Raw genomic sequence first — 26989 nt, 5'->3', positions numbered from 1 at the left:
CAATGGCTTCAAATAGAGAATCATATCTATATAATAATAAAAAAAGAAAACGAAAAAAAAGAATATTCGCCTTCATCCTACTCCCGATACTTTTATTAGCAATTAGCGGTGTAGGCTACGGTGCCTATCTATATACAAAAGCAAAGTCTGTTATAAACAATTCCTACCAGCCGATTGATAGAGCGTCCAAAAGAGAGGCAAAAGTAGACCCAAAAATCGATGATGTTTCCATTCTTTTTATTGGCGTGGATGATAGTAAAAAAAGATCTTCTGCATCAGGAACTACTCGTTCAAGATCGGATGCATTAATGGTGGCAACCTTAAATGAAAAGGAAAAATCAGTTAAATTGCTGAGCATTCCCCGTGATTCTTATGTTTTTATTCCGGAAAGAGGCTACAGTGATAAAATCACCCACGCCCATTATTTTGGCGGCGTCAGCTCTACAATAGAGACTGTCGAGGGATTGCTTGATATACCGATTGATTATTATGTTAAAATGAATTTTGATGCATTTATGGATACAGTAGACGCACTTGATGGAATTGATGTCGATGTTCCAGTAACCTTTACAGAACAGAACTCAAAGGATAAAAAAGGTGCTATTCATTTAGAAAAAGGTCCGCAGACGTTAAATGGAGAACAAGCATTAGCACTTGCAAGAACGCGTAAAATTGATAATGATATTGAACGTGGAAAACGTCAGCAGCTTGTTTTAAAAGCAATAATGAATAAAGCAGTCTCTGCAAAAGCTATCACAAAATACTCCAGTTTAATGGAGGCAGTAGGGGCTAATATCACAACTGATTTATCTTTTAATGAAATTCAATCCTTCTTGGCATACGCAACAGCTGAAAATGGCCTCCAGGTTGACAGCTTAACATTAACTGGAAATGATGGTAAGGACGAAAGCGGAAAATATATTTATAAGCTGGATGAAACAGCACTGGAACAAACAAAAGCGATTTTGCAAAATCATTTAGGAGTCGGCAACAATAACCTTGCAACAGACACGAATGAAACAACGTCAGATACAGATACTACATCAGATGCAGCTACTGAAACAACAGCATCAAACAATAACAATGGCAGCTAAATAGCTAGAATGAAAAAACAGCTTGAGGGGATTCTCTTCAAGCTGTTTTGTTTATCCTCTTTTTTATTATTCCCACCACATTTGATAAAGTGGACCTTCCATCAGTGGGAGTTTTACTGCCCGTTAAGAGTGGGGAAAAAAACATAAAATTCCCGAATTTACATTTGATTTTAAACCATCCTATAGACAGGAGGTGAATATAGTGAGAAATAATCCAATTGAATATACAGGGAAGGTATTAGATAAACGAAATAATCTTACAGGTCCTGCTGACCCAGACAAGCCCTCTTATCCAAAAAGGCCAAAGCATGTAGCCATTCAAAATGAAAAGAATAAAGGCCAATAATATTTCGATGCTTCTAGAAGGCTGCCTGTTGAGGCAGTCTTTTGACTTTCGAATGTCCTATTTCCCTTAAAAATGGAGTAAGGTGCGCCAATTCATCTAAATCAGCTAAGCTTCGTCCCTTTTCCACAAGGCACCCCTGAAAATAGGGTCCCGCAGCCGGCATATACTTCGCTTTCCATGGGGCGGGCGTCGAGCCTCCTCGGAGCTTTGCTCCTGCGGGGTCTCGTCTGTCCCGCTAATCCCATAGGAGTCTTCGTATATGCCCGGCTTCTCCGTGCTATAAAATAGGGAGACTGCTTCTTTTCATGCGCCATGGTGCGAATTTTATTAGCATGGTTGTCTCTGTTAAATTTGATTGTTGATTTTTGAATGGTCAGTGAATCTACTCGCTTTCCGCTGACGAACCAGCAAGCCGCCTCGCTTGTACCCGTCTGAGCTGAGGTCTTTTCAGCCCGTTTTTTAAGCAGGAGTCTCGCAAATTACCTTCCCAAAAACAACATTATTATTGTTTAACAGAGCCTTCCACAAAAAAAGAGCCATCCTCTATTTAGGACAGCTCTTTTACTGCTTATTTTTTTTCTGTTGTATAGCGCAGGTCATTAATAAATTTTAATATCGGCTTATAATTTTTTCCAACAAGTCCGATTTTTTCAACAAACAATTCAATAATTAATAGCATGATAGCAATTAATAGTATTGCGCCCCATACTTTTGCCTGTGAAAAGATTACTGCAACAAGCCCAAAAAATGTCGCCATCGCATAAATGATAATAACCGTTTGACGGTGAGTGAATCCAATGTTTAACAGACAGTGATGCAAGTGGGATTTATCTGGTGCGGATAATGGCTGTTTATTAATTAATCGACGTATAATAGCAAAGAAAGTATCTGAAATTGGTACTCCTAAAATGATAACGGGTATTACGAATGAAATTAATGTTACATTTTTAAAACCTAATAAGGACATTACCGCAATAATATACCCAAGAAACAACGCTCCCGTGTCTCCCATAAAAATCTTTGCTGGATAAAAGTTGAAAAATAAAAATCCTAAAGTGCTTGCTAAAGCAATGGAAGAAATAGCGATAACGTATCCATTCCCCATAATCATTGCCATGCCAGTCATGGTGAATAATGCAATGGAAGAAACACCTGCTGCCAATCCATCCAACCCATCAATTAGATTAATCGCGTTTGTAATTCCCACAATCCATAATATTGTGATTGGAACATCTAGAAATCCGAATTGGATCTGTCCGCCAAATGGGAGATTGATAAATTCAACTTGCACTCCACCCCATATTACTACGACTACAGCTGCGATAGTCTGCGCACCAAATTTTATTTTGGCAGAAAGATTATACATATCATCAAGCATTCCCGTGATAATGATAATAACGCTTCCTACTAAAATAGGGTAATGGTACGCTTTATCAGGATTTATAATTAAAGCCCCAATAATAAAACTTATATATATTGCTAATCCGCCCATACGAGGCATTATTTTTTGATGTACTTTCCTTTGTTCCGGTTTATCCATTGCTCCTAGTTTAAATGCAAGTTTTTTAACTAGTGGAGTAAGTAAGATGGAACCAAAAAAACATACTATAAGCATTAAATAAATCATTAAGTGCCTCCTTCATGCCCCACTATACGTACATTTCTAGGCATATGTCTTTTCCATAAATATATCGAAATTTATTATAGCACATTCCAAACAAGCTTGGTGCATAAATCCCTTTCCTTTTTTTACATTTTTATTACAAAATAATTATGTATTCTTCATGAAACCTTAATCTTTATAGTATAAGACGACGGAAAAATAAAAAAGTTGCACTTTTAGTATAGACAATTTTCATTTTTCTAATGAAAAAGTGAATAATTAATCCAAACTGTGCAAAAATCAGCGTTATTTTCATTATTTTTACCAAAAAGTATACAGATTCACTCCTAGCGACCACCAAGTAAAAAAACAACCTTTCCTTATCAAAAAAATGCACGAGAGATTTCATTGGATAAATCTCTTGTGCATGGCTTTGTTATACTATTGGCTGCAAAATTTCAGGCTGATTGAAAACGTTTGTCTATAAAGAAACGACCCTTTTCGAGGAGCGGAGTTACCGTTTTTGGGTAATGAGCACCACAGAAAACGGGGAGTGACGAAGAGAGCGAACGTTATTCAACAGCCTGACAACCTTATTTTAGAAACCAGGTTGTTTTCATTGCTATTATATTAACTTAATACCGCTTCTTTTTCTTCACTTTGCCCTTTAGAAGCATTTTCACGATACTTCTTCTTTTCCTCATTGGACATTTTTTTATAGTCATTCAGAAACTTTTCATATGCAGGGATGACATCATTAATGCTTCCCTCCATTTTTATTTTTCCATATTCCAGCCAAATCGCTTTATCGCAAAACTGTTTCATTTGACCGATAGAGTGGCTGACAAAAAACATGGTCTTTCCTTTTGCTTTAAATTCGCGCATTTTCTCAAAACACTTTTCGCCAAATGCTTTATCGCCAACGGATAATGCCTCATCAATAATTAACACATCTGGATCTGTGTGAACAGAAATCGAAAATCCTAATCGTGATCTCATCCCGCTGCTGTAGGATTTAACTGGTTGATCAATAAACTTGCCCAACTCCGCAAACTCAATGATTTCAGGCTCCAAGCTGTGAATTTTTTCTTTGCTGAATCCTAGCATTAAACATTTTAATTCAATGTTTTCTCTACCTGTCAGTTGGTTGTTTAAGCCTGCAGCAACAGCAATCAACGACGCTTGTCCGTCTATTTCAACTGATCCAGACGTTTCTGGAACAATCCCAGCAATAATATTGGAAAGCGTTGATTTACCAGACCCATTAATGCCGACAAAACCAATCGTGTCCCCTTTTTCTGCTTCAAAGCTTACATCTCTTAATGCATAAAAAGGTTCTCCATAGCTTTTTGGCATAAATATATCAAGCAATCTTTCTTTATTGCTAGTATATAACTTATATCTTTTCGTCAAATTTTTAACAACAACTGATTTTTTCATACCATCACTTCCATTATAAGAAATCAATAAAATGCCTTCTAAATCGAACATGCAAATAGGAGCCTAGTAAAAGCATAACCAGCACGAGCACCCAGAAATAAATCGTGGTGTGCAAATGCTCTACAATAAACCAACCTTCACCTAAAAGTGCATATCGGTATCCTTCCACCAAATAATAAAATGGATTCAATCTCATCACAAATTGAAAGGCGGGTCGAAAATGGTCTGCCGGCCAAAGAATAGGTGTGACGTATAGCAGCACCCTCATTAATGATTGAATCAACATTTGAAAATCTCGTACAATTGTTGCAATCGTAGAAGTAATCAACGATAAAGAAAATAGAAAAATAATGGTTGCAAACAAAAAATATGGAAGCTGTAAATAATAAATATTAATCGGTATACCCATAAATTGAAACGCAATAATCGTCCCAATCATTAATAAAAGCTGCGGATAAAGCTTCGATAAAATAACATAGGATGGAATCGCACTAAGCGGAAAGTTCATCCTAGACACCATCTTCAGCCTTGTATAAATTGATTTCGACCCATGTGTAATAGATGGATAGATAAAAAACCAAATAAGTATGCCTGCCAACATCCAGGAGAAATAATGGTATTGTCCGCCACCGTGTGGATAGGTTACGTCTTTTCTATGCTGAACAAATCCAAAAACAAACCAATAAATCGCAATTTGAATGGCTGGGTTAAACAATTCCCAAAATACCCCTAAATAATTATTGTTATTTGCACTTTTTAATTCATATGATGATAATCTTTTAATCAAATGAAAATTATCATATTGCTCTTTTAGAACTTTAAACATTGAACCCATAAATCATGTATCCTTCCTTTAGCCTATTTGAAGATCAATAGGCTACTCTAATAAAGTAAAACTTTCATTAGCTGCGGGAAAATCCGCTTTGTCTTTTATTTTAGGCTACCCTGAAAAATAAAGACCGCAGTCAGAATACACTTCGCTTTGCTCCTGCGAGGTCTCACCTGTCTCGCTAATCCCGTAGGAGTCTTGTGTATTCTGACTGCTCCGTGCTTCAACTACAACAATAAAAATGTAGAGTTGGATAGATGTCTCAGCATTTAACTTTTTTACTTTAAAAACACTTCTTCTACTACCCTTTTAGAAGCTTCCCCATCTTCTAAATAACAAAACATATTATAAAATTGTTCGAACTGTTCATTTAAAGGCATAGCATCAGCTTGTCTGATATAGTCGATCACTTCATCTGTTGTTTTTGCAAGTGGACCTGGCGCCATTTTTTCAAAATCAAAATAAAAACCGCGCAATTTATCCCGATAGCTTTCGATATCATACACATAAAATATCATTGGTCTTCTCAGGTTGCCATAGTCAAAAAATACAGAAGAATAGTCTGTGATTAACAAGTCAGCAATTAAGTATAATTCTCGTATATCTTCATAATTAGAGAAATCATAGGCAAACCCGCTATATGGCGTTAGATCAAGATTCTCTGCCACTAAATAATGCATTCTCAGCACAATAATATATTCGTCGCCCAACTCTTCTTTCAGCTTCATTAAGTCCAGCTCTAAATCAAATTTATATTTGCCTTTCCCATAAAATTGATCATCTCGCCAAGTTGGTGCATATAAAAGAATTTTCTTCTCTAACGGCAAACCGAATTTCTCTTTTAAAGCAATTAAATTATCTTCCGTATTATCATTAAACAATGCATCATTTCTTGGATAACCTGACTCAATCATGGTTTTATGAAACCCAAAAGCACGTGCGAAAATGTCGCTGGAATATTTATTGGGAGAAATTAAATAATCCCAATTGCTGGATTCCTTCAAGAAATTCCTTTTGTATTTTTCCGTATTCGTACCTGGCATGTGCACTTCATCCATATCTGCTGCAAGTCTTTTTAATGGCGTTCCATGCCAAGTTTGCAAATATGTTGTGTACTTTGGCTTAGGTATCCATAATGGCAGACGACTGTTGCTTACCCAATATTGTGCTCGAGACATGGTAAACAGCCATCTAACAGAGAATCTTGGTACCATATCAATTTCCCTGTTTTCAAAATTCTGCATATAGCGCTTGTCTACACTCCAATATAACTTGTATTCCGGATGATGTTCTTTAATATACTCATATATTGCCCTTGGATTACAGCTGTATTGTTTGCCTAAAAAGCTTTCAAAGACAACAGTATTTTTTTTAAAAGGCAATTTCCCTAAAAAGGTAAAAGCCAATTTGTATAGAAGCTTTGCCTTTTTGCTTCTTTTCATTCTTTGAAGCTTTCCTTTAATCCTAGCTTTCAGCTCTTTTTTTGCATTATAATCAGAAACTCTTATAGACAAAAATTGTTTTTTTACAGTAGATTTAAGAAAGTATCTTTTCTTTCCGTAAACACTCGGAACAATCGTTTTTTGTTTTAAATATTTAGGATTATACGATTGAAATTTTAGACGAGGACTAAGCAATCGTTTTGTTTCGCCGTTTTCTTCATACACGATTTCCAAGTAAAAACGATAATAGATTAAAGGATCATTATTTAAATACTTGCTTAAGTCAATGTTTCCTTCGAACCCTACTAAATCAAAGTTATGATTGCTTGTCCCATACATTTCCGTTAAGTCATTTCTTGTATTAGACTCGAGAATGACTTTATGCTGCTCATCATTTATGTTATTGGTAATGACTAAGTTCTTCTCTTGAACTGCAGGCACATTCATACCCCAATTTGGATCAAATCCATATCCAGAAATGCGAATAGACCCTTCTTTAGATAAATAGGTCTCTTCTATATTAGCAATTATTCGTTGTTTCGTTGTCTTAAAGGAGAGATTTCCTTTATTCGTTGTATAAGCAAAAAACATCGTTTCTTCTTTAGGAAATAAACAATAATAAAGCTCTAATTCTGCTCCATTGCTTTTTAAACGATGTTTCTTTTCTTCCTCTTCCCCTTCTCCTTCTAATGACACATACATATCCCATACAGCAGTATGATGGAAAAGGTTGTCATGGTCATGTAAAGAAATGGTAGCTTCATACGTTCCATAGTCTTCATGCAAAGCTATTTGTTTAAAATCATAATTTAGTGGACGTCCAGTGTTTCTTTGAAGAAAAACGAGTGTTGCTTGCTTCCCTTCCAATAAACCATGCTTAAAACAAAATTTTATATATAATTGATTATGATCAATAGAAATCTTTTGAACTTGTTTATGCACAAATCCAGATTCACTCATTTTGCTACTCCTCTCAACACGACCTCGAGCCGATGGCGCCTGGCCGATTAAGAACGCCCCGTCCTTAAATCTTCATCGGCACTTGTTCATCCTGTACGTCGAAGCTATACAGTATTTTTCATTTAAACATTTTCCTACTTTTTCTCTAAAAAAAATACCAGCTTTTTGAATCTATCACACATTATATCGGTTACTTCAAAGTATTTCAAACTAAATATCGAATCTTGCCTTATTTGCAATTTTGCTGAAAAAATCGAATATGACTGTATTTATAATTTCATCCTCTTACTATCTTATTGCTAATATTTCTTTTTTTAAACACATCCTCCAAAATGAATGCTTCGCAATCTCTAAATTTATGTAAAATGAATGGTTTCTGTTCTCTTCCAAACACGCACCATACATCAGTATATCAAAAATCTTCATTTTTGGAGCCAATTTCACTAAATTTCCCCTTCTGTTTTTTCATTAGAAAAAAGCTCCCCTTCAGGCTAAACAGATTTTATTGTTTTAATCTGTCTACCTAAAGGGGAGCATATCAAAAATTGCTTAAACAACCTTTTACGTCAGCTTTTCTTTTATATTAAACATGTTAAGTTAAGGTTCGATTTCCCCATTAAATATTAATGAAATTGACAAAAGATTAGGGCTTTGTATCTCTCCCGCTGCACGCAATCAATAGTACTCATTATAGAATTATTTAAAGAAACTGATATTTTATAACATGAAAAAATAATAGTTGCCAAGCCCTCTTTTATACATTCATTTTTAAACAAAAAAAACCTTCATCCTCTTTCCAATCAGCATACAAGACATCTTCAAACCTTGTAATATTTCTTTTTATGAGCTGTTTGAGGAGCCAGTTTTCATCAAACCCTGTTTGTTTTAAATTATCTTTATCAACATGACCGTCAGTTATTAATGAAATAGGCATATATACTGCTTTCTGTTTTAAACTCAAATCTTCAATTGTAGGAGATGCGTATTTAGATTTTTTTATAGCACTTATTTTCCCATTAGGTTCCAATATCGCATACTCTACTTCTCGAATCGAAAAAATATCTTTTTCCTGTCTCAATATTTGTTGCAGTTCATTAATATCCATTTTATTAGCACTTAACTGCTGTCTATCTATATGTCCTTTCCGTATTATAATTGAAGGATTGCCTTCAAGAATATTTCGTGTTCCTCTGAATTTATTTGTTAATATTTCTATTGAATAAATTAATATGGTCCACAAAGATACAGCATATAAAATAGACCATATCTTTATTTTAGGGTCATAAATGGAGTTTCCTACTAGTTCCCCCATAACAATAGCAGAAATAAAATCAAAGGGAGTAAGTTGAGAGATTTGTGTCTTTCCTAAAATTTTAGTAGCAACTAATAGTGCAATAAAACCAACTAATAGTTCTATTGTTAATTGTCCTATACCACCCACTATTTTCCACCCCTTCTAAAGGATTTCCACTATAGTATAACCAAAAAATAATTAGTTAAACTAATGTATTTCAATAACCTAGGCGACTATAAGGCTGCCTTAAAACTATTTAGGTCCGAGAGATAAAGTAAATGATGATAAGCATAAAGATATCATCGATGTGCACAAAGTAGATTAAGGAAAAGCTGGGGAAATTTTAGAATCTAAACATCCCATTCCAGTTAATTAAGTTTCGAATGATCCCTCGAAATAAGAAATTACGCACGTTCTAAGGGAAAGTTTTTTTACTGAAAACTGTTGAGAAACTATTAGCTGGTTTAGTGGAAGAAGAAAGACAGCACAATCCTACATTAATAATGCTGGATTGTGCTGTCGGCTCTTCATTTTTAAAGAATTTTATGGTTTTTTTAATGATTTTATTATTTTTCAAACAACTTTATTGTCTCTGAACAGTAATTATCAACAATACGATTTAACAGATGCCTTTATTTAAAAGAAGGTATATCCAACTGCATACGGTAAGAGCTTAATAAGCTGTACATATTATACATAGTGCTTACTTGCTTGCTTGCCCAGCCTATATCTGTAGCATATTGATGCGAATTAGTGTATTTAGTATATTGGAAAGCATCCGATTGGTTAGGGTTCCATCGCATTTCATATAATGTGTTTTGTTTATAAGTGACATTGTTAATATATTTTTCTCCTATAAACTTAGCCCCTCCAATGATAGCCGCTTCAGGAGTAAACCATCCTTGCTTGTATGCATATTCTGATCCACTTTGTATCGGGGAGCTGTCATATGCACCAATTCCATACATATTATAAACTACTCTTGGTTCTACATCTATTCCATCTACTTTTGAAACAGTAGTCCCTGTAGCCAACTGCGATTTCCCATTGCCCGTTTCTAGCATCGCATGTGAAATTAAATAGATTTCATTTACGCCGTATACTTTACCAGCCTCCAAAAAAGCAGCTGCTTTTCCCACAAATATTCCTTTATTAAATAAAATCTTCTCATTTACTTCTGCATCACTTAAATTAGCGCTGCTTGATAAATCCAAGAATTGAAGTTTTTGTTTATTATCTGTTAAGAAATTATTAGGATCCAAATAATACTTAACATCATATGGACTAGCATTTACCCAAGTATGATAAGCAGAAGTATAGGTAAGCGGAACACCTTCAAACCATTTGCCTGATGGAACATAATATTTGTAGTAATTAATCTCATACCAGTATTTCCCGAAGTTATCCATGGTTGATTTTGCAATCACATCTACTTTATTATTTGTTGTTAGTGTCCCGATGCTCCAATATTCTGTGTTAGGCCCACCACGAACATTCCATTTTCCGCTTTTACCGTTTGCATCATTCTTAATAACTGCCTGCGTACCGTTATTTACAAATGTTAAGGCATCTTCCATAATATACGCTTTATATTTTTTATCAGTTTGAGGACTTAACAGCATTTGATTATCCACATGCTGATCAATTGATTTGTTTAAGTAAAAGTAGTTAGAGAAAACATCCTTCGACTTGCTCATCTCAAAATGAAGAGAAGCATCGCCAGTATCTTCATAGTATTTCAACAGAACGGTATGAAAGCCTTTCGGTAAATAATAACCTAGAAGTTCCCGCTTTTCCCCATCACTGTTATTCCATGAATCAATAAGTTTATTCCCATCTATCTCTAATACTACGCCGTCATCAGCAGAAACGGTGAAATTATAATTCGTATTTTCGGTGACATTGATCACTTTTTTATAAATTGCTGTGAATCGATCACTTGGAATGGCAGCATCTGGCGACCCTTGTTTCCAATCAAAATGAATATCTTGTATTTTGTTATAAGAGTCTTTTCCACCAGCAATGACTGATTTCTTGTTATCCTGCAAGCTGTAGCTAGGAGGATTTTGTGCATCGATCATTTCTGGATAATATTGTGCAAACCAGCCAGATGAATCGTCTACATTTTGATTTTCATATTTGGAAAGAGAAAGCTTAAACTTAGCTGCTTTCGTATTATCATAGTAGCGAACCTCAATCCAATGAATATTATCATTATTTGTATTATCAATTTTTACTTTTACTGCCTTTTCACGATACTTACCATTTTTCCACTGATCAATTACTACCTGGCCATCAATTCTTACTTGCATGCCATCATCAGATAATCCTCTTATAATATATTCTCCTGCATCTATTCTTTTAGCAGATACATATTTTGCAGAAAACATATCAGCATTTATTCCACCAGCAGGTGCATTATTCCCATAATCCCGTTCTAATGACATGCTATTATCAGTGCTAAATGAGTTGACCGCTGCAGGGTGCCCAGAAACATTTGTATTATTGTAGTAATACGCAACCCAGTCGCCAAGAGGCAATACATCGGCAGCTAAAGTTGCATTCCCTGTATTTTCAAAGTAGTCCACTTGAACTTTATGATCCTCATCCGACAAGTTTTTAATGAGGGCACTATTTAAGCGTCCACCAGAATTTTTCCATCTAGAAATAAGATCTTTATCATCAAGCTTTACTTTAATTCCATCATCTGCAAACGTATAAACGAAATAATCATTCATCCCAGATATTTTTTTAATGAAAGAAGCGGAAAATCCGTCTTTTCCTACATTAGCAAACCCTGGATTTTTCCCCCAGTTATAATGAATGCTGTTTGTTTGAAAAACAGATCCATCTCCAGATAAATTATTTGTTGGATAGGAAATACCTAGCCAATCAGAGGATGTCACTAAATCATTAATCGGCTTAATCTTGAAATTCAATTTCGATTTTCCTGTTTTCTCCAAATACTCAACACGGATCCAGTGTACATCTTTTTTTGAAGCATCTTTCTCATTGCCCACATCATTAATAGTAAGCAGGAGTTTATTTTCAAGAGAATTTCCTTTTCCCCATCTATCGATGACTAATTTATCATCCACATAAATCTTTACTCCATCATCAGCAATATTTTGAAGCATATATTTACCTGCTGGCAACCTCATTGCAGTAAGAAACTTGGCAGAATAATTATTGGATGGAATCCCCACTGCAGGTGCACCGTATCCTAAGTCAAAAGAAAGGCTTCCATTTTCATTTCCACTTATGATCGTTTTTGCTTTTGGTGTGCCACTAAAACTAGTAGTTGGATAATAGTATGCCAGCCAATTTCCAAAAGGAACTGCATCAGCTGTAAAATATGCTGTTTTTGTTTTTTCTAGATAGTCAAAACGCAATATATTCTCGTCATTCGTTAATCCAGTTATGATTGCTTTATTTTCCTTGCCCCCAGAACCAGTCCATCTACTAAAAAGACTTTTTCCGTTAATGCTTGCTTTCGCTCCATCATCTGCAATTGCATCGATAAAATAATCATCTTTTTTTAACAGCTTGTAAAAAGAAGCCGAATAATAATCTTTCTTTGTTATTGCTGTTGGATTTGTATATCCCCAATTAAAAAACAAACTATTTACTTTATTTGAAGCACTATTTCCACCAGCTATTTTTGAATTTCCTGCTAACTCTTGATTATTATAATAGGAAGAAAGCCAATTATCATAGGATAATTCCTCTTGCAATGGCTTGATGGAAAAATCAAGATAGCTTTTTCCTGTCTTCTCTACATACTCTAGTCTAATTTCATGTACGGCTTTATCACTATTAGACTTATTATCTTGTAATTTTATTTTTATAGATTCAGAGCCTTTTTTTGGCTGATCTATGATTTTTTTTCCGTCTATATATACCTTCAGCATGTCATCGGCTTTTGTTTGAATAACATATTCTCCTGCCGATAAACGTTTAAATGTAGATAATTTTACAGAATAATTGTCCGCCCCAATTTTTTGCGCACCAGGAGTATGGAGACCATAATTAAATGATAGCTTTCCGTTGTTTTCATCCAGGATAAGAGAGTCTTGCGGATCCCCTTTAAAACTGGTGTTATTATAAAAGTAACCTACCCAGCTGTTAAAAGGTAAAATCTCTGAGTATAAAACGGCATCATTTGTATTTTCATAATATTCCGTTTTAATCGAATGTACACCTGATTCCATATTCGGCAACGCTTTTGTGTGTAAATTCCCGCTTGAGTTGCGCCAGCTTTCTATTTGTACCTTGTCATCCACAAACATTCTGACTGCATCATCTGCATAGGTGCTTAAAAAATAGTCTTTCTGCTCATTTACCTCTAGGCTTCTTTGAAACTTAGCAGAAAAACCATTATCTTTTATATTTTTGATCGGCGCTTGTTTGCCCCAATAAAATTTAACTGCATCATACTCACTTGTAACCGCTTTTCCAGTTAACTCTTTATTATTATAAAAACTTCCAGACCAAAGACCTTGCGCACTTGCTCTATCATTAGTTGAAAATAAAGCATAAAAACTAATAAAAAGCAGAAAAATAACAATATACTTATTTATTACATTACTTTCTTTACTGATTTGTTACACCCCCAAAAATAGCTACTGTTCTATTATCTAAGAACCTAGTACAAATGTTAAGCTAATTTCCGGAAAAAAACTAGTTGTTTTTTCCCATTTTCACTAAAATACTACAAAATCATTACCACCAAATGACATATTTATCGATTTTATTACAATATTTTTTATGTATTAGTATAAGAAAAGCGCAAGCGCCCTTGCTCATCGACAGAATAAGCTGGACTGAATCGAGTGAGATAAAGGAAACACGAAGAACGTAGTGATTCGATGTTGACTTATCGTAGACGAGGTGAGGGAAGCGTTGAAGTCGATAGGGCGCTGGAGCTAGACACTAGTCTAACTTCAAAAATTTTATACTTTCTTATCTTTGAACAAAAGCGCAAGCGCCTTGATCATCGCCGTACAAACTGGCCGATTAACTACGCCACGGCCTTATGTCTTCATCGGCACTTGTACATCCTTATACTTCGGAAGGGCTTCGACTGAGATAAAACGAACCTTCTATCAGGGCGATTTTCCTCTGATGGTTAGTTGAGTCGATCAGGTTTTTACGGGCAGTTTTTTCACCTACTTCACAATTCTTAGGCGATACCTTACTGCCCGTTATAACGTGATAAAGGAAACACGATGAGCGCAAGCGTAGATGTTGACTTATCGTAGAGAGATGACCTGAAGTTTGATAGGCGATAGGCGCTGGTCGGCTAAATATGCCAAAGAGGAAAATCGACTAAATACGCAACGTCCTGTTGCAACGTCGATTGACTCGTATCCTGAGAGCCTGTGGCAACGCCGACACTTGTACATCCTTATACTTCGAAGCTGGACGCGGACCAAACTGCTAAGTTATCCACCACTCTATTTCGTCTATAATTTCCTAGAAAACAAAAAAACTCTATACATAACGTGTATAGAGCAACCGAATGACTATATATACTAATTCCATTCTTAGCGGACGCCAGCCCCAATAAGATGGGACAATTTCCGCTTATTTAATCGTTTCTTCTGAAAGAAGCTTAGCAAGCTGTACTAGGTACGGTTTTAAAGAACTTCGAATATCATCCCGTTTTAATGCTAATTCAATCGTTGTCTGAATAAAACCGAATTGTTCTCCTACATCATATCGATTTCCTTCAAACTCGTATGCAAATACTCGTTGAATTTTATTTAATTTTTCAATCGCATCAGTTAACTGGATTTCGCCGCCAGCGCCAATTTCCTGTTCCTCCAAAAACTTAAATATTTCTGGTGTAAAAATATATCGTCCAATAATCGCTAAGTTGGAAGGCGCCGTTCCTTGTGCAGGTTTTTCCACAAACTGCTTAACCTGATAACGTCTATTTCCATAGTCTTCAATCGGATCTACAATTCCGTATCGATGCGTTTCAGAATCTGGCACAACTTGGACACCGATGACAGAAGATAATGTCTGTTCATATTCATTTATTAATTGGCCTAGGCACGGATTTTCACTATCCACAATATCATCGCCTAATAAAACAGCGAATGGTTCATCTCCAATAAACTTGCGGGCACACCAAACAGCATGTCCAAGTCCTCTCGGTTCTTTTTGGCGAATATAATGAATATCCACATTAGATGATGCTTTCACTTTTTCTAATAAATCAAATTTTTCCTTACTGACAAGGTTTTCCTCAAGTTCCCAAGCATGATCGAAATGATCTTCTATCGCCCTTTTGCCTTTTCCTGTTACAATAATAATATCTTCAATACCAGAAGCAATCGCTTCTTCCACTATATATTGTATGGTAGGCTTATCGACTATAGGCAGCATTTCTTTAGGCATTGCTTTTGTTGCAGGCAAAAATCTAGTTCCTAATCCAGCAGCAGGTATAATTGCTTTTCTTACTCTTGTCATAACTACCTCCAAATAATTCCTCTTTGCACTTATATTCTAAAGTCTTATTATGTAATTGTCCATATTTATCATGTACATAATATGTTTATCTTATGTTGACGACAAACAGTCCTTGTTAAAATGACAACTCATTCCTAATTAGCAGACATTTCTACTTTCCAAAGTCTATCAACTGCTATGATGCTTATGAGTATGTCGATTAGTAAGATATTTCCACTATTCATGTATACTAATACTTGTCAGAACTAAATAAAAGTTTTAAAATAAAATAATTAGGAAAGTATAATGATATAAACATATTATATACACATATATTCGAGAATATAAATCGACTATTTAAAAAGGAAGTTTGATTTTCTTTTTTATTTTTCAGGAGGAAAAAAATGAAAAAAGTAATTACCTATGGTACCTTTGATTTATTGCATTGGGGCCATATTAATATTTTGAAACGTGCTAAAGAGTTAGGCGATCATTTAACGGTTGCTATTTCTACCGATGAGTTTAATGCCATTAAAAATAAACAAGCATACCATAGTTACGATAATCGAAAAATGATTTTAGAAGCCATTCGCTATGTGGATGAAGTAATACCGGAAAACGATTGGGATCAAAAAGTAAACGACGTTATTGAAAACGATATTGACATTTTTGTTATGGGGGACGACTGGGAAGGTAAATTTGACTTTTTAAAGGATCATTGTGAAGTTATTTATTTACCTCGTACGGTTGGAATCTCCACTTCTAAAATTAAGAAAGATCTTTTTAAAGTAAATGGCTAGAGAACTAGCCATTTCTGCTTACTTATTACTATTTTCTTTTCTGTTTAGGATAGCAAAACTATTTCCTCAGCAAAAGAAAATAGTTTTTTGTGTCTCTTTTCCTGAAAATAACCATTATATTTATATGGAATTAAAAAAGCAGCAGGCTGATATTCCTTGTGTTTTTTTAACAGAAAAGAGAACATTTAATTATTTTGCACAACAAAAGCAGTCAATGGATGTTGTCTTGTTATTTTCCCCTGCTAAGATTCTTCCCTTTTTGAAAGGCATTTATCACCTTGCCACTGCTAAAGTTGTTGTAGTCGATAATTACTATGGCTTTTTATCAGAAATTACGTTTAAAAAAAATGTTAAATGCCTGCAAATATGGCATGCAGCAGGTGCCATTAAACAATTCGGTCGCAAAGACCCATCTATTAAAACAAGAACAAAAGCTGCAAAAATTCGTTTTCAGAATGTGTACAACCAATTTCAATACATTTTGTCTGGTTCCACTATAATGTCAGCTATCTTCCAAGAAGCATTTGGCGCAAATAAGAATCAAATGCTGCCTTTAGGCATTCCGCGAACAGATCTTTTTTTCCATAATGAAAGAAAAAAGTTAATTCAAGAAAACATCTATGCGGATTACCCAGATTTAAAACATAAAAAAGTGATTTTATATGCACCTACATACAGAGATGGAGAAAAAAATTATTCACTTCCATTGGATCTTGCTCTCATGAAAGAAACGCTGCAAAATGAATATATCCTAATTTTAAAGCTTCATCCGCATATTACTAATACACTGGAATTGGATTCATTCAAGGGTTTTGTATATGACTTAACAAACTATCCAAATATAAATGAATTACTATTAATAACGGATATTTTGATAACAGATTATTCGTCTATTCCATTTGAATTCTCTTTTTTAGCGAAACCAATGATATTTTTTCCATATGATTTAGAGGATTATGCTGTTGCAAGAGGTTTTTGGGAAAATTATCGAGAGCTTGTTCCTGGTCCTATTGTTTCCAACACAGCCGAAATAGTGAATATTATCATGAATCCATATGCAGATATTACAAAAGTCCAGCAATTCCATCAGGAATGGAATGAATATTCCAAAGGGAACTCTAGTGCAAATACGGCTAGCTTACTGTTGGAATGGCTGAAAAAAGACTAAACATGAGATATAATCATCTCCGTTTAGTCTTTTTTATTACTTAATATTAAGCCCTACATTAGAATTGATCGTTGTATAAAATTGATACATTCTTTTTTCATAAATCCGTTGATTTGGATCTTGACGTATCAAACTGATTTTTTGATAGTCGTTATAGCGAAGGAATATTGCATATCCTGCTTTTTTGAATTCTTTTAATAAAGACATAGGAATAACTAATTCGAAAAGATGATCGTCTTTTTTTGTCACTTCGAAGGAATATTGATTTTCTGGATTATTTCTGTCTCGAAGAATTAAATCATTTACTTCGTATATAAAATCACCATATACAGAAAAGTGTAATGTGTACTTATCCTCTTCAAATAAACCTTCATTAAAGAAACCAGCCATCGACACTCTAATATATTTATTATCCTCAAACGGGGTAACCATATAAGGCAGATCATCAATGATTTCAATTTGCTTCACTTTTTCTTTTTTGTCCCACATATACAGCGGAGCAATTTTTTCCTTTTCTCCTGTTAAGAAAATGTTATATACCACTTTATTTATAGGGTGGAAAAATTGATCTTCAATGGAATATTTAAGGTCTTTTGTTGTTTCGATTACTTCATTAAATTTATCGTAATAAGCTTTTTTATTTTTACTTTTAAAGAAATGCTGTCTGTTAAAGAATCTCGTAATACAATCAAATTCATATAAACGATTTAAAATCATCTTTTCCGTTTTAACATCTAAATTTTTGCTTTTAACATAGTTAATTACGGTTATATTCGTATCCATTTTTTGCATAATAGATGTTTGTTTTGTTAAAGATGCATCATTTTCATCTAATCTATTTAAATAATAAATTGGTTTCGTTGTTGTAGAAATTGTTTTAGCATTTGTTAATACATCGATAAAGAACTGTTTATCTTCCGCGTACTTCATCTCAGGATATCTAATATTATTCTCTTTTAATAAGCTTGTTTTCATCATTCTCGACCGTGGTCCTAAATGTTGAAAAATATGTGGAATAGAAGTCGGCAGTATATTTCTTCTCTCCATGCATGATTCATGCTCCCCAACAATTTTAGTTGATTTCGATTCCACTTGTATCGTTTTTCCTACCACATAATCATCATTAGATTCTACTAGTATTTGATACAATGTTTCCAGCCCATCTTCTTCAAGCCAATCATCTGCATCTAAAAAAGTAATATATGGAGAAGCAGCTAATTCAATCCCTAGATTTCTTGGCTGTGCTGGTGTTCCTGTATTTTTCTCTAAAAATACGACTACCATATTCGGATATTTTTTTGCATACTCCAACAGGATCGGACGGGACATATCTGTTGAGCCATCATCCACTAATATGTATTCTATTTCACTAAAATTCATTGTTTGATTTATTACAGAGTCAATGGTTTTTGCTAAATATTTTTCAGCATTATATACAGGTGTAACCACTGTTACGACCTTATCTTTTTTCTTTTTCAAAACATTAAATATGCTTGGTCTTTTATTAAAGATAAAGTAGCCGCTGCTATTATAGTTTATATTGTTTTGTTTTTCAAAATCTGATTTGTTATACGTATTAGACAAACAAAAACACCGTCTTTCTGTAGCTCTTTTATTTTATAAGCCCATTAAATGAACCATTTATACAGGCTGTCGACAAAAGCTCGATTTCTTCGTTGTTCCTTTTACTCAGATCACACCCAAAGCTTCACGCCTCGAAATACAAACGTTTTCGATCAGCCTGCAGTTTGTGCAAATACTGCTGTGTCTGCACATACTTAGATTTATTTTATTATTATACACTTATTCATAATTATCTTAAACATATACTAGAAATCGACAATTCCAAACTATCTGACCGTTGGCAAATTGGATTATTCCACACGCAGAAAGTATTTTAGCTCTTTCTTCTATTTCGCTTCTTTTTTATGCTCGAATAAAAGAATATCCCTAATGCTCCTCCAGTACAATCCACTATAACATCCGATTTAAGCGGAGTTCTTCCATTTGTAAACATCTGATGCGTCTCATCTAATATAGCATATATCATGACAAACAAGAAACTAATAACAATTGCTTTCCACGCTGTTTTCGTATAATTTTTGATTGCCCGAATTGTAAAAAAAGCCAAAATAAAAAAGACCATCAGATGGGATGCCTTTCTTATAAAAAACTCCATAAAATGCGCTACACCTAAAGCTTGCACACTAATTTCTTTCCCTGCATAAGTGAAAGATATAGGGGAGAACAAAGTATGCAGAAAATTGTTATGTTCGGCAGCTTGAAGCCATGGAGTAATATCTTGATCTTTATATGGCTGTGCCGAAAAACAATAAATAATAAAAAGAATGATAAGAATAGGACACCACAAAAATACAGCCTTTTTCATCAAATTCTCCTCTCCTATATGGCATACTTGTTTCATTTTAATATAACAGCCTTTTCCCTCTAAATTGGAGAAAAGGCTGTTTAGCCAATAAATATGTATATTCTTTATGTCCTAATCTTAAAACATTCCCCGACATTTCTCGGGAAATATTATGTCATGATTTGTTGATAATTTTATGGTTTTTTCTTCTGATTATTGCGGTATATGTTATATATACAAAAAAATTTGATAAAGCCATTCCACTTATTTAAATAAAATATTAATTGGAAGGATGGATATTTAATGAAAATTAAAGTAGGCAGTTGGAAATTATTAAGCTCTCAAGACAAACAGTTTATCTTGCAAACCGTTAGCACCTTAAACAAATACAAAGGAAGAACTACTGCTTAACATATCTTGTATTTGACATCTTCTCTATTCCTTACAACTCATAAATTTCAATAGGAAGCCCATCTGGATCAGCAAAAAAAGTAAATTGTTTATTCGTATATGGATCTGTTCGTATTTCTTCTACTTCAATAGAATATTTCGTTAAATAATCAACTGTCTCTTTTATATCTTCTACTTCAAAAGCAATATGGCGCAATCCTGTCGCTTCCGGATAACTCGGCCTTTCCTTTGGATTAGGAAAAGAAAATAGTTCAATTTGATAGACATCGTTTACCTTAAGGTCGAGTTTATACGATTTTCTTTCTTCTCTGTATACTTCTAATTGTGGGGTAAATCCTAATATATCAACATAAAAATGCTTGGATTTTTCATAATCACTGCAAATAATGGCGATATGATGAATCCTTTTTACCTTCATTCTTTTCCCTCCCTCTTCCACAATAAAAAGGCTACCCTGAAAATAGGGTTCCGCAGCCGGCATATACTTCGCTTTCCATAAGGCGGGCGTCGATAACTCGGAGCTTCACTCCTGCGGCGACTCGTCTTTCCCGCTAATCCCATAGGAGTCTTCGTATATGCCGGCTGCTCTGAGCTATAAATAGTGGAAGCTGCTTCTTTTTCATGGGCCATGGTGCAAATTTGGCTGCATGGGGTCTACTTGAAAAAAAAAAGTGCTCTTAATTTAAAGCACAGTCTGAATACACTTCTCTTTCTAAGGAAGGGCACTGAGCAATAAGCGTTTCCAAACCAACATAATCTCGCAGATTCCCCCAAAATCAAAGGTTTTGTTTACTCCCCTTTTTTATGCCATTCCCACGCACTCCCAATAATCTCCTCCAAATTACGGACCGCTTTCCAGCCTAATTCATTAAAAATTTTATCTGAAGAAGCAACAAGTCTTGCAGGATCGCCAGCACGTCTTTCTGCCAAAACAACATTTGCTTTTCGTTCTGTTACTTTTTCACATGTTTCAATTACTTCTTTAACAGAATAACCTAAACCATTACCTAAATTATAAGTTTCTGCTTCTTTGCGACCATCAAGCAATGCTTCCAATGCTTGAATATGCGCCTCTGCAAGGTCTGTTACATGAATATAGTCGCGGATGCAAGTACCGTCAGCCGTTGGATAATCTGTTCCAAAAACAGAAATTGAATCTCTTTCTCCTAACAAATGCTGTAGAATAAGTGGAATCAGATGCGTTTCAGGATCGTGATTTTCACCAATTTCTCCAGATATATGAGCTCCTGCTGCATTAAAATATCTCAATACAACATAGTTTAATCCATATGCTTGATGAAAATCTGTTAAAATTTGTTCGACTATTAATTTTGATTTTCCATATGGATTGATTGGCGAGGTGATAGAGTTTTCCAAAATAATTTCCTCTTCTGGTATTCCATATGTAGCTGCAGTGGAGGAAAAGATAAAATTCTTGACCTTATGTTTTAACATGACTTTTAACAAAGTTAAAGTATTTGCAACATTGTTTTCATAATATTTATATGGATCTTGAACAGACTCTCCAACTAAGCTAAATGCTGCAAAATGCATCACTGCTTTAATTGGGTACTTGGAAAAAATAGGATCTAAATCTTCCTCATTACCTAAATCTCCTTCTACAAAGACAGCTCTAGAATCTATTGCTTCTACATGGCCTGTTGTTAAATTGTCCAGTATAAGCACTTCTTCCTTTTCTACTAATTCCTTTACTAAATGACTGCCAATATAGCCGGCTCCGCCTACTACTAAGATCATAATTTTTGCTCCTTCACTATTAATCTAGTTTAAAAACAATGACATTTAAGTTTATCGCAGAAAATATAGATACCGACAATGGATCTCCATTTTTCCTAATATTTGTATTTTAACATAAGAGTTCAAAAATAGATGATAACTGCAAAAGTTTTCTTTCCCCCACAATCATCTAAATATAAAGTAAACTTCCATCAGTGGAGGTCTTACTGCCCGTTAAGAGTGGGATAAACAAATCCATAAGGCAGCCTATTCCTTATTATTAGGGAGTTTTTGGGATGGTTATATCAGGAATCTTTATTGAAAAATGTTCAGGAGCTTTTGGTGTTTTTGTATTATTGCGCTCATATGTGTCAGAAACAGAAGGATGATTCTCAACTAATTTTCCATTTACTTTATCAATACTTCCTGCCAACTTATCATAATCCTTTATATATACTTCTGGTTTTTCATCATCTGGCAAAAGAAGATTGGTTATCTTTCCTGAAAAATCACTTGTTAAAGAACTATCTTTTTGTAAAATCAGTTCTTTAATCCTTCCGCTTCCAGTCATTAAAAAGACAGTGTCTGCTTTTAAGGTCTCTACCTCTCCATATAAAGATAAAGTTGTATTATTTACAGCCGGAACATAGAGCTGAACACTCGCTTCCTCCCCTACAATCACCGCTGCCTCTTTATTTACTGTTAAAGTCCCCACAGAAGATTCGCCATCTACTGCTGTATTCGTTTCACTGGATAGGTGATTCAGCTGTACATTATTCAATACAGCTTGTCCTTTTCCTGCTATAATCGTCTGACCATTTACTAATACATTGTCACACATCACCTGATGACTATTTTCTTCCGTAATAGTAAGATTTCCATCAATTTTTATGTCTTTAATCGTTATATAATCAGCTTGAACAATTAAGTCTCCGCTAAACGCTTCGCTACTGCCGCTCATTACTATGTTATCGGTTTTATCAGAGGATGGTTTACCACTGGCTTGCAGCTGAAGTCTATTGATTTGGATTATAGTATTATCATCTTTTACATTAAATTGTATTTCAGCATGCTTTAATGCTTCTTCATTTTTAGTGTTTAAGACAGCTTGTACGGTGCTAGTGTACAGATATTTCATACCCGAAATAATAATAGCATTATCCATAATAGACTCTATTGTTCCTTTATGTACTGTGATCTCATTTTGTTCTTCTGTCCCTTTCGTTATTTCTGCCTGTTTTTCTGAAGATACTTTTTCTTCCTTATTTGTATAAACCAAAAAATAATAGCTGGCGAACATAAGGAAGAACACACAAAGAAAAATAATCGCCCATTGAATTAACTTTGATAATTTAGAATGCCAACTTCCCACGACCACGCTCTATCCTTTCATATTTGAAAAAGATGCTGAAACCCCAGCATCCTTTTCTCTCTTCTTATCATGAACCAACCTTACCAGAAACCGTTTTTTTCTTATATTTCTGTTTTACTATATAATAAAAAAACGCAAAATGACCAACTAGATTTCGTTTCCATAATCTTTTCGGCTCCCTTGCCATTCGATACAGCCATTCTAATCGCAGCTTTCTGAATAACCCTGGGGCGCGATTTACATTTCCAGATGAAAAATCAATAAAGGCGCCAACAGCCATTGTAAGCGTACACTTTAAATGTGCTCGATGTTCAGCAATCCACTTTTCCTGCAAAGGCATTCCAAACCCAACTAATAATATATCCGCTTGTTTATTATTAATATCATCAATAACCGCATCAGAATGATGTTGGTCGTAGTAGCCGTGGTGCTCTCCGACAAAATCAAGCTGTTTATACTGATTCTGCAGTCTTTTTAATGCCTTACTCGCTATCCCTTGTTTTGCTCCTAAAAGAAAAATGCGGTATTTCCGATTTTGATTATTTAAATGCTCAAAAAGAGCTGGTATAAAATCAGTGCCATTTAAATTTTCTTTAAATTGAAACCCAAGAAGTTTAGCTCCTATTTCAATTCCGATTCCATCATTAAGTAACAAGTCACATGAATTAATCATATTTCGATAACTTCTGTCTTCTTGAGCAAGATTATAGCAATGATCATTTAAAAAAAATAGTTCAGTAGATTTTTTTTTATTTAAACGGTCATCAATGCATCTAATTGCTTCTTCCGTATTAACAACATTTACATGAATATTTCCTAACCATCTTTTTTCCATTCTCTGATTCATTCTCCTATTGGAATTTCTGTCTACATTATATATAAAAAACAAAATGGATACAATCCAGCAGCAGATCTAGTGATTTTGTAGTTAATTGTCGAATTTTACAGGAAACTATATGTTTTCATCAAGTCATAATAAATGGTAAAATAAGCTTAACTTCACTATACTTCATCAATAAAAGCTTAATGTTTGTACTCAAATTATCCAAGATAAAGGCAAACCATCTGAAAAGGTGGGACGCAAAGCTTCAGATCTAAGGTAATTTATTACTATGATGGCTGGGCCACCTTATATAATATAAGGAGGTTTATTACCGTGATAAATTTGTTTCCCACTAAGTTATCTCATTCAAAAAAGTTAGATCCTGATTGGATAAAACTAATACTCGAGGCAAAACAATTAGGCTTAACACCAGATCAAATACGTTCCTTTCTTCTTAAAAAGTAATTCTATCAAATATTATCTACGATTTTATCAGATTATTCTGATATTAAATGTTTCTGTTCTAATATTTTTTGTTTTTATAGCTATATTTTTATTGATAAGTATATTATCTAACAGAAAAAGACAATACCCCGATAATTGATCAGGTACTGTCTTTTTAATATTTATTCTACTCTTTATCCCACTCTTAACGAAGAGTAAGATCCACATCCTGTGAACCGCAACTAGCCATCAGGGAGGATGAAGAACCCCCCACTGATGGAAGGTTCACTTTATAAGAACCCTTTTAGTACATATCGCAGCAGTTCTTTTTTTCGTCTATTTTCCATCGTCATATTTGGCCATTCCCTTACTTTTATCGGGGTGATATAAGTTTTCGCCTTTATATTTTTATTTACAGTTGGAATAATAGCAATTTCCCCTATTTTTGCTCCGCTTTTTAGTTGCTGATATTGATCTACATACAATCCAGTCGCTACTTCTTTTTTTGCAATAGCCCCATTTTCAATCGTATATATACTATTTGTTCTTTCTTTCATTAAAATGCTTTTTTTCGGAAGGGTAATAGCATCTAAAACTTTCTCTGTAATCACCTGCATATCAACATGTGTTCCGCTGATTATTTCTTTTGACTGCTCATTTAATGTAATGGCAAAAGGATACATGCTTTCCTTTTTAATCGATGCTTGATCCTTTGGCAATGCGGAAACATAATCAACTTTGCCAGAATACACTTTGTTGTTTTTTCCATTAATGACTACATCCATTCCCTCTTTTACCTTTGGTCGTTCCTCTTCCTTTAACAGCCCTTCCACTATTTGTTTATCCGATACGATGGTTATGATAGGATTTGTTAAATCTTCTTTGATGGAAGCAACATAACCTGATATTGTACTTTGTTCCGTTTCATCTTGTAATTGTTCTTCATTCCTATGAATTAAAGCCTGATTCTTTTCAATAGCTGCCGCACTCTTAGCCATTTCTTGTTCTTTGTCTAAAATTTGCTGTTCAATAGATGTTGATAATAATTCATTATTATTATTATTATTATTATTATTATTATCTTCATCACCAGTAGGAGAAGCTGCGGATGAGACAGTAGTTTGCAGACGCTTGAGCTCACTTATTTGTGTTTGCAGACTGCTCTGCTCTTTTTCCAGTTGATTTATCTCCAACTGTAAGGTGTCAGTCGACTTTTTTGCTGAATGATTGGTATAAGCTAGAATAGGAGTGTTAGGCTCAACAAACTCTCCTTTTTTCACTAAAAATCCACTGAAAGCCCCTTTGCTGTTATCCAAATAAACGGACTGTTTTTCTAAAGGAGCACCTAGTCCTTTTTTGTCCATCTTTTGCACTAAATCTCTTTCTTTCACTTTTGTCCATGCGTGAACATATGTACTTCGGTCAAATGAATGTTTTGTTTTAAGAAGTAAACCAATATTAAAGACAAGAAATAGGGCAATAATGATAATTAGTGCACTTTTTTTCCAATTCATATTCTCCCCTCCTTTTAGACTAATTCTTCCAGCTTCCAATATTTTGCCGACACCGCTATGAGCAGATAAAAAACATAAAGGACAACGACAAGTAAGAAGATGAATCGTCTGCTTCTCCCAGAAATAGCCGTTAAATACTTATACTGTATGTACAACATCCATATTTTAAATAAAGTAATTTCTGCACCAGCATAATAAAGTACTTTTTTATTCGAAGTCGCTTGTGCAATAAGTCCTAATGAAAAGATGGATGATAATGGCGTCAGCTCAAAAAACAGCTGCAAAGGAATCAGCAACAGCTTCTCCAATAGCAAAACCACAGCCGCCAGCATTTGAATATACACTAATTTCTGGTAATCTATTTCTATAAAAACATAAAAATATAAAGGCACTAGAAACAGATTAATAGCAAGAAAGAACCATGCCCAGCTGACTTGTCCAATGGCAAACATTAATTTATTCAATTCAAAATCACTGGCATTATATTGCTCTAATTCTCGTGAAACAATCTCATTTCCCACACCAAAAAATGAACTTATTCCATATACAATCGTTGCTATAACAAACAAAATAACGATATTTTTTGTTAGACCTGTTATTCTTTCTGTCTTTTCCAGCTCATAGGGAAACTTATTTATTTCTTTTATCCCTCTTGTTACTTGGGCATAAAAATTCACCCTTCAACTCCTCCTTGCTATCACGTAATTATTTCATAGTTAGTTTTATCTTCTTAAAATAGTTTATCTGTATTTTTGCTTTTTAGGAATAGGATGACTATCTTATTTTAACTGAAAACCAAATTATGTAAAGCTATCACAGTCAATCTGAAGCGATAAAAGGCAAGTATGTAAAATCAGCAAAATCTAACAAAAAACCCCCATTTAGAAT

At 34.4% G+C, this 26989-nt stretch carries 20 protein-coding genes and 1 riboswitch; of the genes, 5 read left to right on the top strand and 15 right to left on the bottom strand.

The genetic code is table 11. The features are described 5' to 3' along the window. Nucleotides 1–2: 2 nt before the first annotated feature. A complete protein-coding gene (locus ACTYBU_RS05780; RefSeq protein ID WP_445487907.1) occupies nt 3–1094 on the top strand; it encodes an LCP family protein in 1092 nt (363 codons plus the stop codon). A gap of 202 nt (nt 1095–1296) precedes the next feature. Then, nucleotides 1297–1440 carry a hypothetical protein gene (locus ACTYBU_RS05775; RefSeq protein WP_445487905.1) on the top strand — a complete coding sequence of 48 codons (144 nt, stop codon included), beginning with the start codon at nt 1297–1299 and terminating at the stop codon, nt 1438–1440. A 568-nt stretch (nt 1441–2008) separates the two neighbouring features. On the opposite strand, the gene ACTYBU_RS05770 is transcribed toward ACTYBU_RS05775, so the two are convergent. The 7 genes from ACTYBU_RS05770 to galU all read right to left on the bottom strand — a co-directional run bounded on the left by ACTYBU_RS05770 (nt 2009) and on the right by galU (nt 15485). Next, nucleotides 2009–3067, bottom strand: a complete 1059-nt coding sequence (locus tag ACTYBU_RS05770) for a glycosyltransferase family 4 protein (RefSeq protein WP_445487903.1) — start codon at nt 3065–3067, stop codon at nt 2009–2011. Between the two features lie 606 nt (nt 3068–3673). Continuing rightward, complete coding sequence (gene tagH / locus ACTYBU_RS05765; protein WP_445487902.1) at nt 3674–4483, bottom strand: teichoic acids export ABC transporter ATP-binding subunit TagH; 810 nt, start codon at nt 4481–4483, stop codon at nt 3674–3676. 13 nt (nt 4484–4496) lie between these two features. Then, on the bottom strand, nt 4497–5318 hold the full coding sequence (locus ACTYBU_RS05760) for an ABC transporter permease (RefSeq protein WP_445487900.1): 822 nt from the start codon (nt 5316–5318) through the stop codon (nt 4497–4499). Between the two features lie 272 nt (nt 5319–5590). Beyond that, the gene (locus ACTYBU_RS05755; protein ID WP_445487898.1) at nt 5591–7714 is read right to left on the bottom strand and encodes a CDP-glycerol glycerophosphotransferase family protein; all 2124 of its coding nucleotides are present in this window, start codon (nt 7712–7714) and stop codon (nt 5591–5593) included. Nucleotides 7715–8468: 754 nt separating this feature from the next. Continuing rightward, the gene (locus tag ACTYBU_RS05750) at nt 8469–9155 is read right to left on the bottom strand and encodes a YetF domain-containing protein (protein WP_445487896.1); all 687 of its coding nucleotides are present in this window, start codon (nt 9153–9155) and stop codon (nt 8469–8471) included. Nucleotides 9156–9640: 485 nt separating this feature from the next. Continuing rightward, the gene (locus tag ACTYBU_RS05745) at nt 9641–13555 is read right to left on the bottom strand and encodes a PA14 domain-containing protein (RefSeq protein ID WP_445488143.1); all 3915 of its coding nucleotides are present in this window, start codon (nt 13553–13555) and stop codon (nt 9641–9643) included. Nucleotides 13556–14594: 1039 nt separating this feature from the next. Further along, nucleotides 14595–15485, bottom strand: coding sequence for a UTP--glucose-1-phosphate uridylyltransferase GalU (galU, locus tag ACTYBU_RS05740; protein ID WP_445487895.1), 891 nt, complete (start codon nt 15483–15485; stop codon nt 14595–14597). A gap of 383 nt (nt 15486–15868) precedes the next feature. Between galU and tagD the strand changes: the two genes are divergently transcribed. After that, nucleotides 15869–16264 carry a glycerol-3-phosphate cytidylyltransferase gene (tagD, locus tag ACTYBU_RS05735; protein ID WP_445487893.1) on the top strand — a complete coding sequence of 132 codons (396 nt, stop codon included), beginning with the start codon at nt 15869–15871 and terminating at the stop codon, nt 16262–16264. Then, nucleotides 16257–17432 carry a CDP-glycerol glycerophosphotransferase family protein gene (locus ACTYBU_RS05730; protein ID WP_445487891.1) on the top strand — a complete coding sequence of 392 codons (1176 nt, stop codon included), beginning with the start codon at nt 16257–16259 and terminating at the stop codon, nt 17430–17432. Before tagD ends, ACTYBU_RS05730 begins: the two co-directional genes overlap by 8 nt. A 36-nt stretch (nt 17433–17468) precedes the next feature. On the opposite strand, the gene ACTYBU_RS05725 is transcribed toward ACTYBU_RS05730, so the two are convergent. From ACTYBU_RS05725 to ACTYBU_RS05700, 6 genes are all read right to left on the bottom strand, one after another. Beyond that, on the bottom strand, nt 17469–19016 hold the full coding sequence (locus ACTYBU_RS05725; RefSeq protein WP_445487889.1) for a glycosyltransferase family 2 protein: 1548 nt from the start codon (nt 19014–19016) through the stop codon (nt 17469–17471). Between the two features lie 313 nt (nt 19017–19329). Continuing rightward, nucleotides 19330–19857 carry a VanZ family protein gene (locus tag ACTYBU_RS05720; protein ID WP_445487888.1) on the bottom strand — a complete coding sequence of 176 codons (528 nt, stop codon included), beginning with the start codon at nt 19855–19857 and terminating at the stop codon, nt 19330–19332. Between the two features lie 385 nt (nt 19858–20242). Then, complete coding sequence (gene gloA2, locus ACTYBU_RS05715) at nt 20243–20629, bottom strand: SMU1112c/YaeR family gloxylase I-like metalloprotein (RefSeq protein ID WP_445487886.1); 387 nt, start codon at nt 20627–20629, stop codon at nt 20243–20245. Between the two features lie 371 nt (nt 20630–21000). Then, complete coding sequence (galE, locus tag ACTYBU_RS05710) at nt 21001–21969, bottom strand: UDP-glucose 4-epimerase GalE (protein ID WP_445487885.1); 969 nt, start codon at nt 21967–21969, stop codon at nt 21001–21003. 259 nt (nt 21970–22228) lie between these two features. Beyond that, entirely contained in the window at nt 22229–23320 is a 1092-nt protein-coding gene (locus tag ACTYBU_RS05705; protein WP_445487883.1) for a hypothetical protein, read from the bottom strand. A 67-nt stretch (nt 23321–23387) separates the two neighbouring features. Beyond that, entirely contained in the window at nt 23388–24155 is a 768-nt protein-coding gene (locus ACTYBU_RS05700) for a WecB/TagA/CpsF family glycosyltransferase (protein ID WP_445487881.1), read from the bottom strand. Nucleotides 24156–24365: 210 nt separating this feature from the next. Further along, a riboswitch (cyclic di-GMP riboswitch) is annotated at nt 24366–24452 on the top strand. A gap of 24 nt (nt 24453–24476) precedes the next feature. Between ACTYBU_RS05700 and ACTYBU_RS05695 the strand changes: the two genes are divergently transcribed. Next, on the top strand, nt 24477–24608 hold the full coding sequence (locus ACTYBU_RS05695) for an anti-repressor SinI family protein (RefSeq protein WP_445487879.1): 132 nt from the start codon (nt 24477–24479) through the stop codon (nt 24606–24608). A gap of 269 nt (nt 24609–24877) precedes the next feature. Here the strand turns inward: ACTYBU_RS05695 and ACTYBU_RS05690 are convergent, their stop codons facing one another. Beyond that, complete coding sequence (locus ACTYBU_RS05690) at nt 24878–26101, bottom strand: hypothetical protein (RefSeq protein ID WP_445487877.1); 1224 nt, start codon at nt 26099–26101, stop codon at nt 24878–24880. A gap of 14 nt (nt 26102–26115) precedes the next feature. Beyond that, entirely contained in the window at nt 26116–26778 is a 663-nt protein-coding gene (locus tag ACTYBU_RS05685) for a hypothetical protein (RefSeq protein WP_445487875.1), read from the bottom strand. Between the last annotated feature and the right edge of the window lie 211 nt (nt 26779–26989).

The sequence above is a fragment of the Niallia sp. 03133 genome, assembly GCF_052663225.1.
This window is presented reverse-complemented; position numbering and strand designations above follow the sequence as displayed.

Excerpts from the sequence above, each read along its gene's own strand:
- ACTYBU_RS05780 (WP_445487907.1), top strand. The coding sequence starts at position 3 with ATGGCTTCAAATAGAGAATCATATCTATATAATAATAAAAAAAGAAAA.
- ACTYBU_RS05770 (WP_445487903.1), bottom strand. The coding sequence starts at position 3,067 with ATGATTTATTTAATGCTTATAGTATGTTTTTTTGGTTCCATCTTACTT.
- tagH (WP_445487902.1), bottom strand. The coding sequence starts at position 4,483 with ATGAAAAAATCAGTTGTTGTTAAAAATTTGACGAAAAGATATAAGTTA.
- ACTYBU_RS05760 (WP_445487900.1), bottom strand. The coding sequence starts at position 5,318 with ATGGGTTCAATGTTTAAAGTTCTAAAAGAGCAATATGATAATTTTCAT.
- ACTYBU_RS05755 (WP_445487898.1), bottom strand. The coding sequence starts at position 7,714 with ATGAGTGAATCTGGATTTGTGCATAAACAAGTTCAAAAGATTTCTATT.
- galU (WP_445487895.1), bottom strand. The coding sequence starts at position 15,485 with ATGACAAGAGTAAGAAAAGCAATTATACCTGCTGCTGGATTAGGAACT.
- tagD (WP_445487893.1), top strand. The coding sequence starts at position 15,869 with ATGAAAAAAGTAATTACCTATGGTACCTTTGATTTATTGCATTGGGGC.
- ACTYBU_RS05730 (WP_445487891.1), top strand. The coding sequence starts at position 16,257 with ATGGCTAGAGAACTAGCCATTTCTGCTTACTTATTACTATTTTCTTTT.
- ACTYBU_RS05720 (WP_445487888.1), bottom strand. The coding sequence starts at position 19,857 with ATGAAACAAGTATGCCATATAGGAGAGGAGAATTTGATGAAAAAGGCT.
- gloA2 (WP_445487886.1), bottom strand. The coding sequence starts at position 20,629 with ATGAAGGTAAAAAGGATTCATCATATCGCCATTATTTGCAGTGATTAT.
- galE (WP_445487885.1), bottom strand. The coding sequence starts at position 21,969 with ATGATCTTAGTAGTAGGCGGAGCCGGCTATATTGGCAGTCATTTAGTA.
- ACTYBU_RS05700 (WP_445487881.1), bottom strand. The coding sequence starts at position 24,155 with ATGGAAAAAAGATGGTTAGGAAATATTCATGTAAATGTTGTTAATACG.
- ACTYBU_RS05690 (WP_445487877.1), bottom strand. The coding sequence starts at position 26,101 with ATGAATTGGAAAAAAAGTGCACTAATTATCATTATTGCCCTATTTCTT.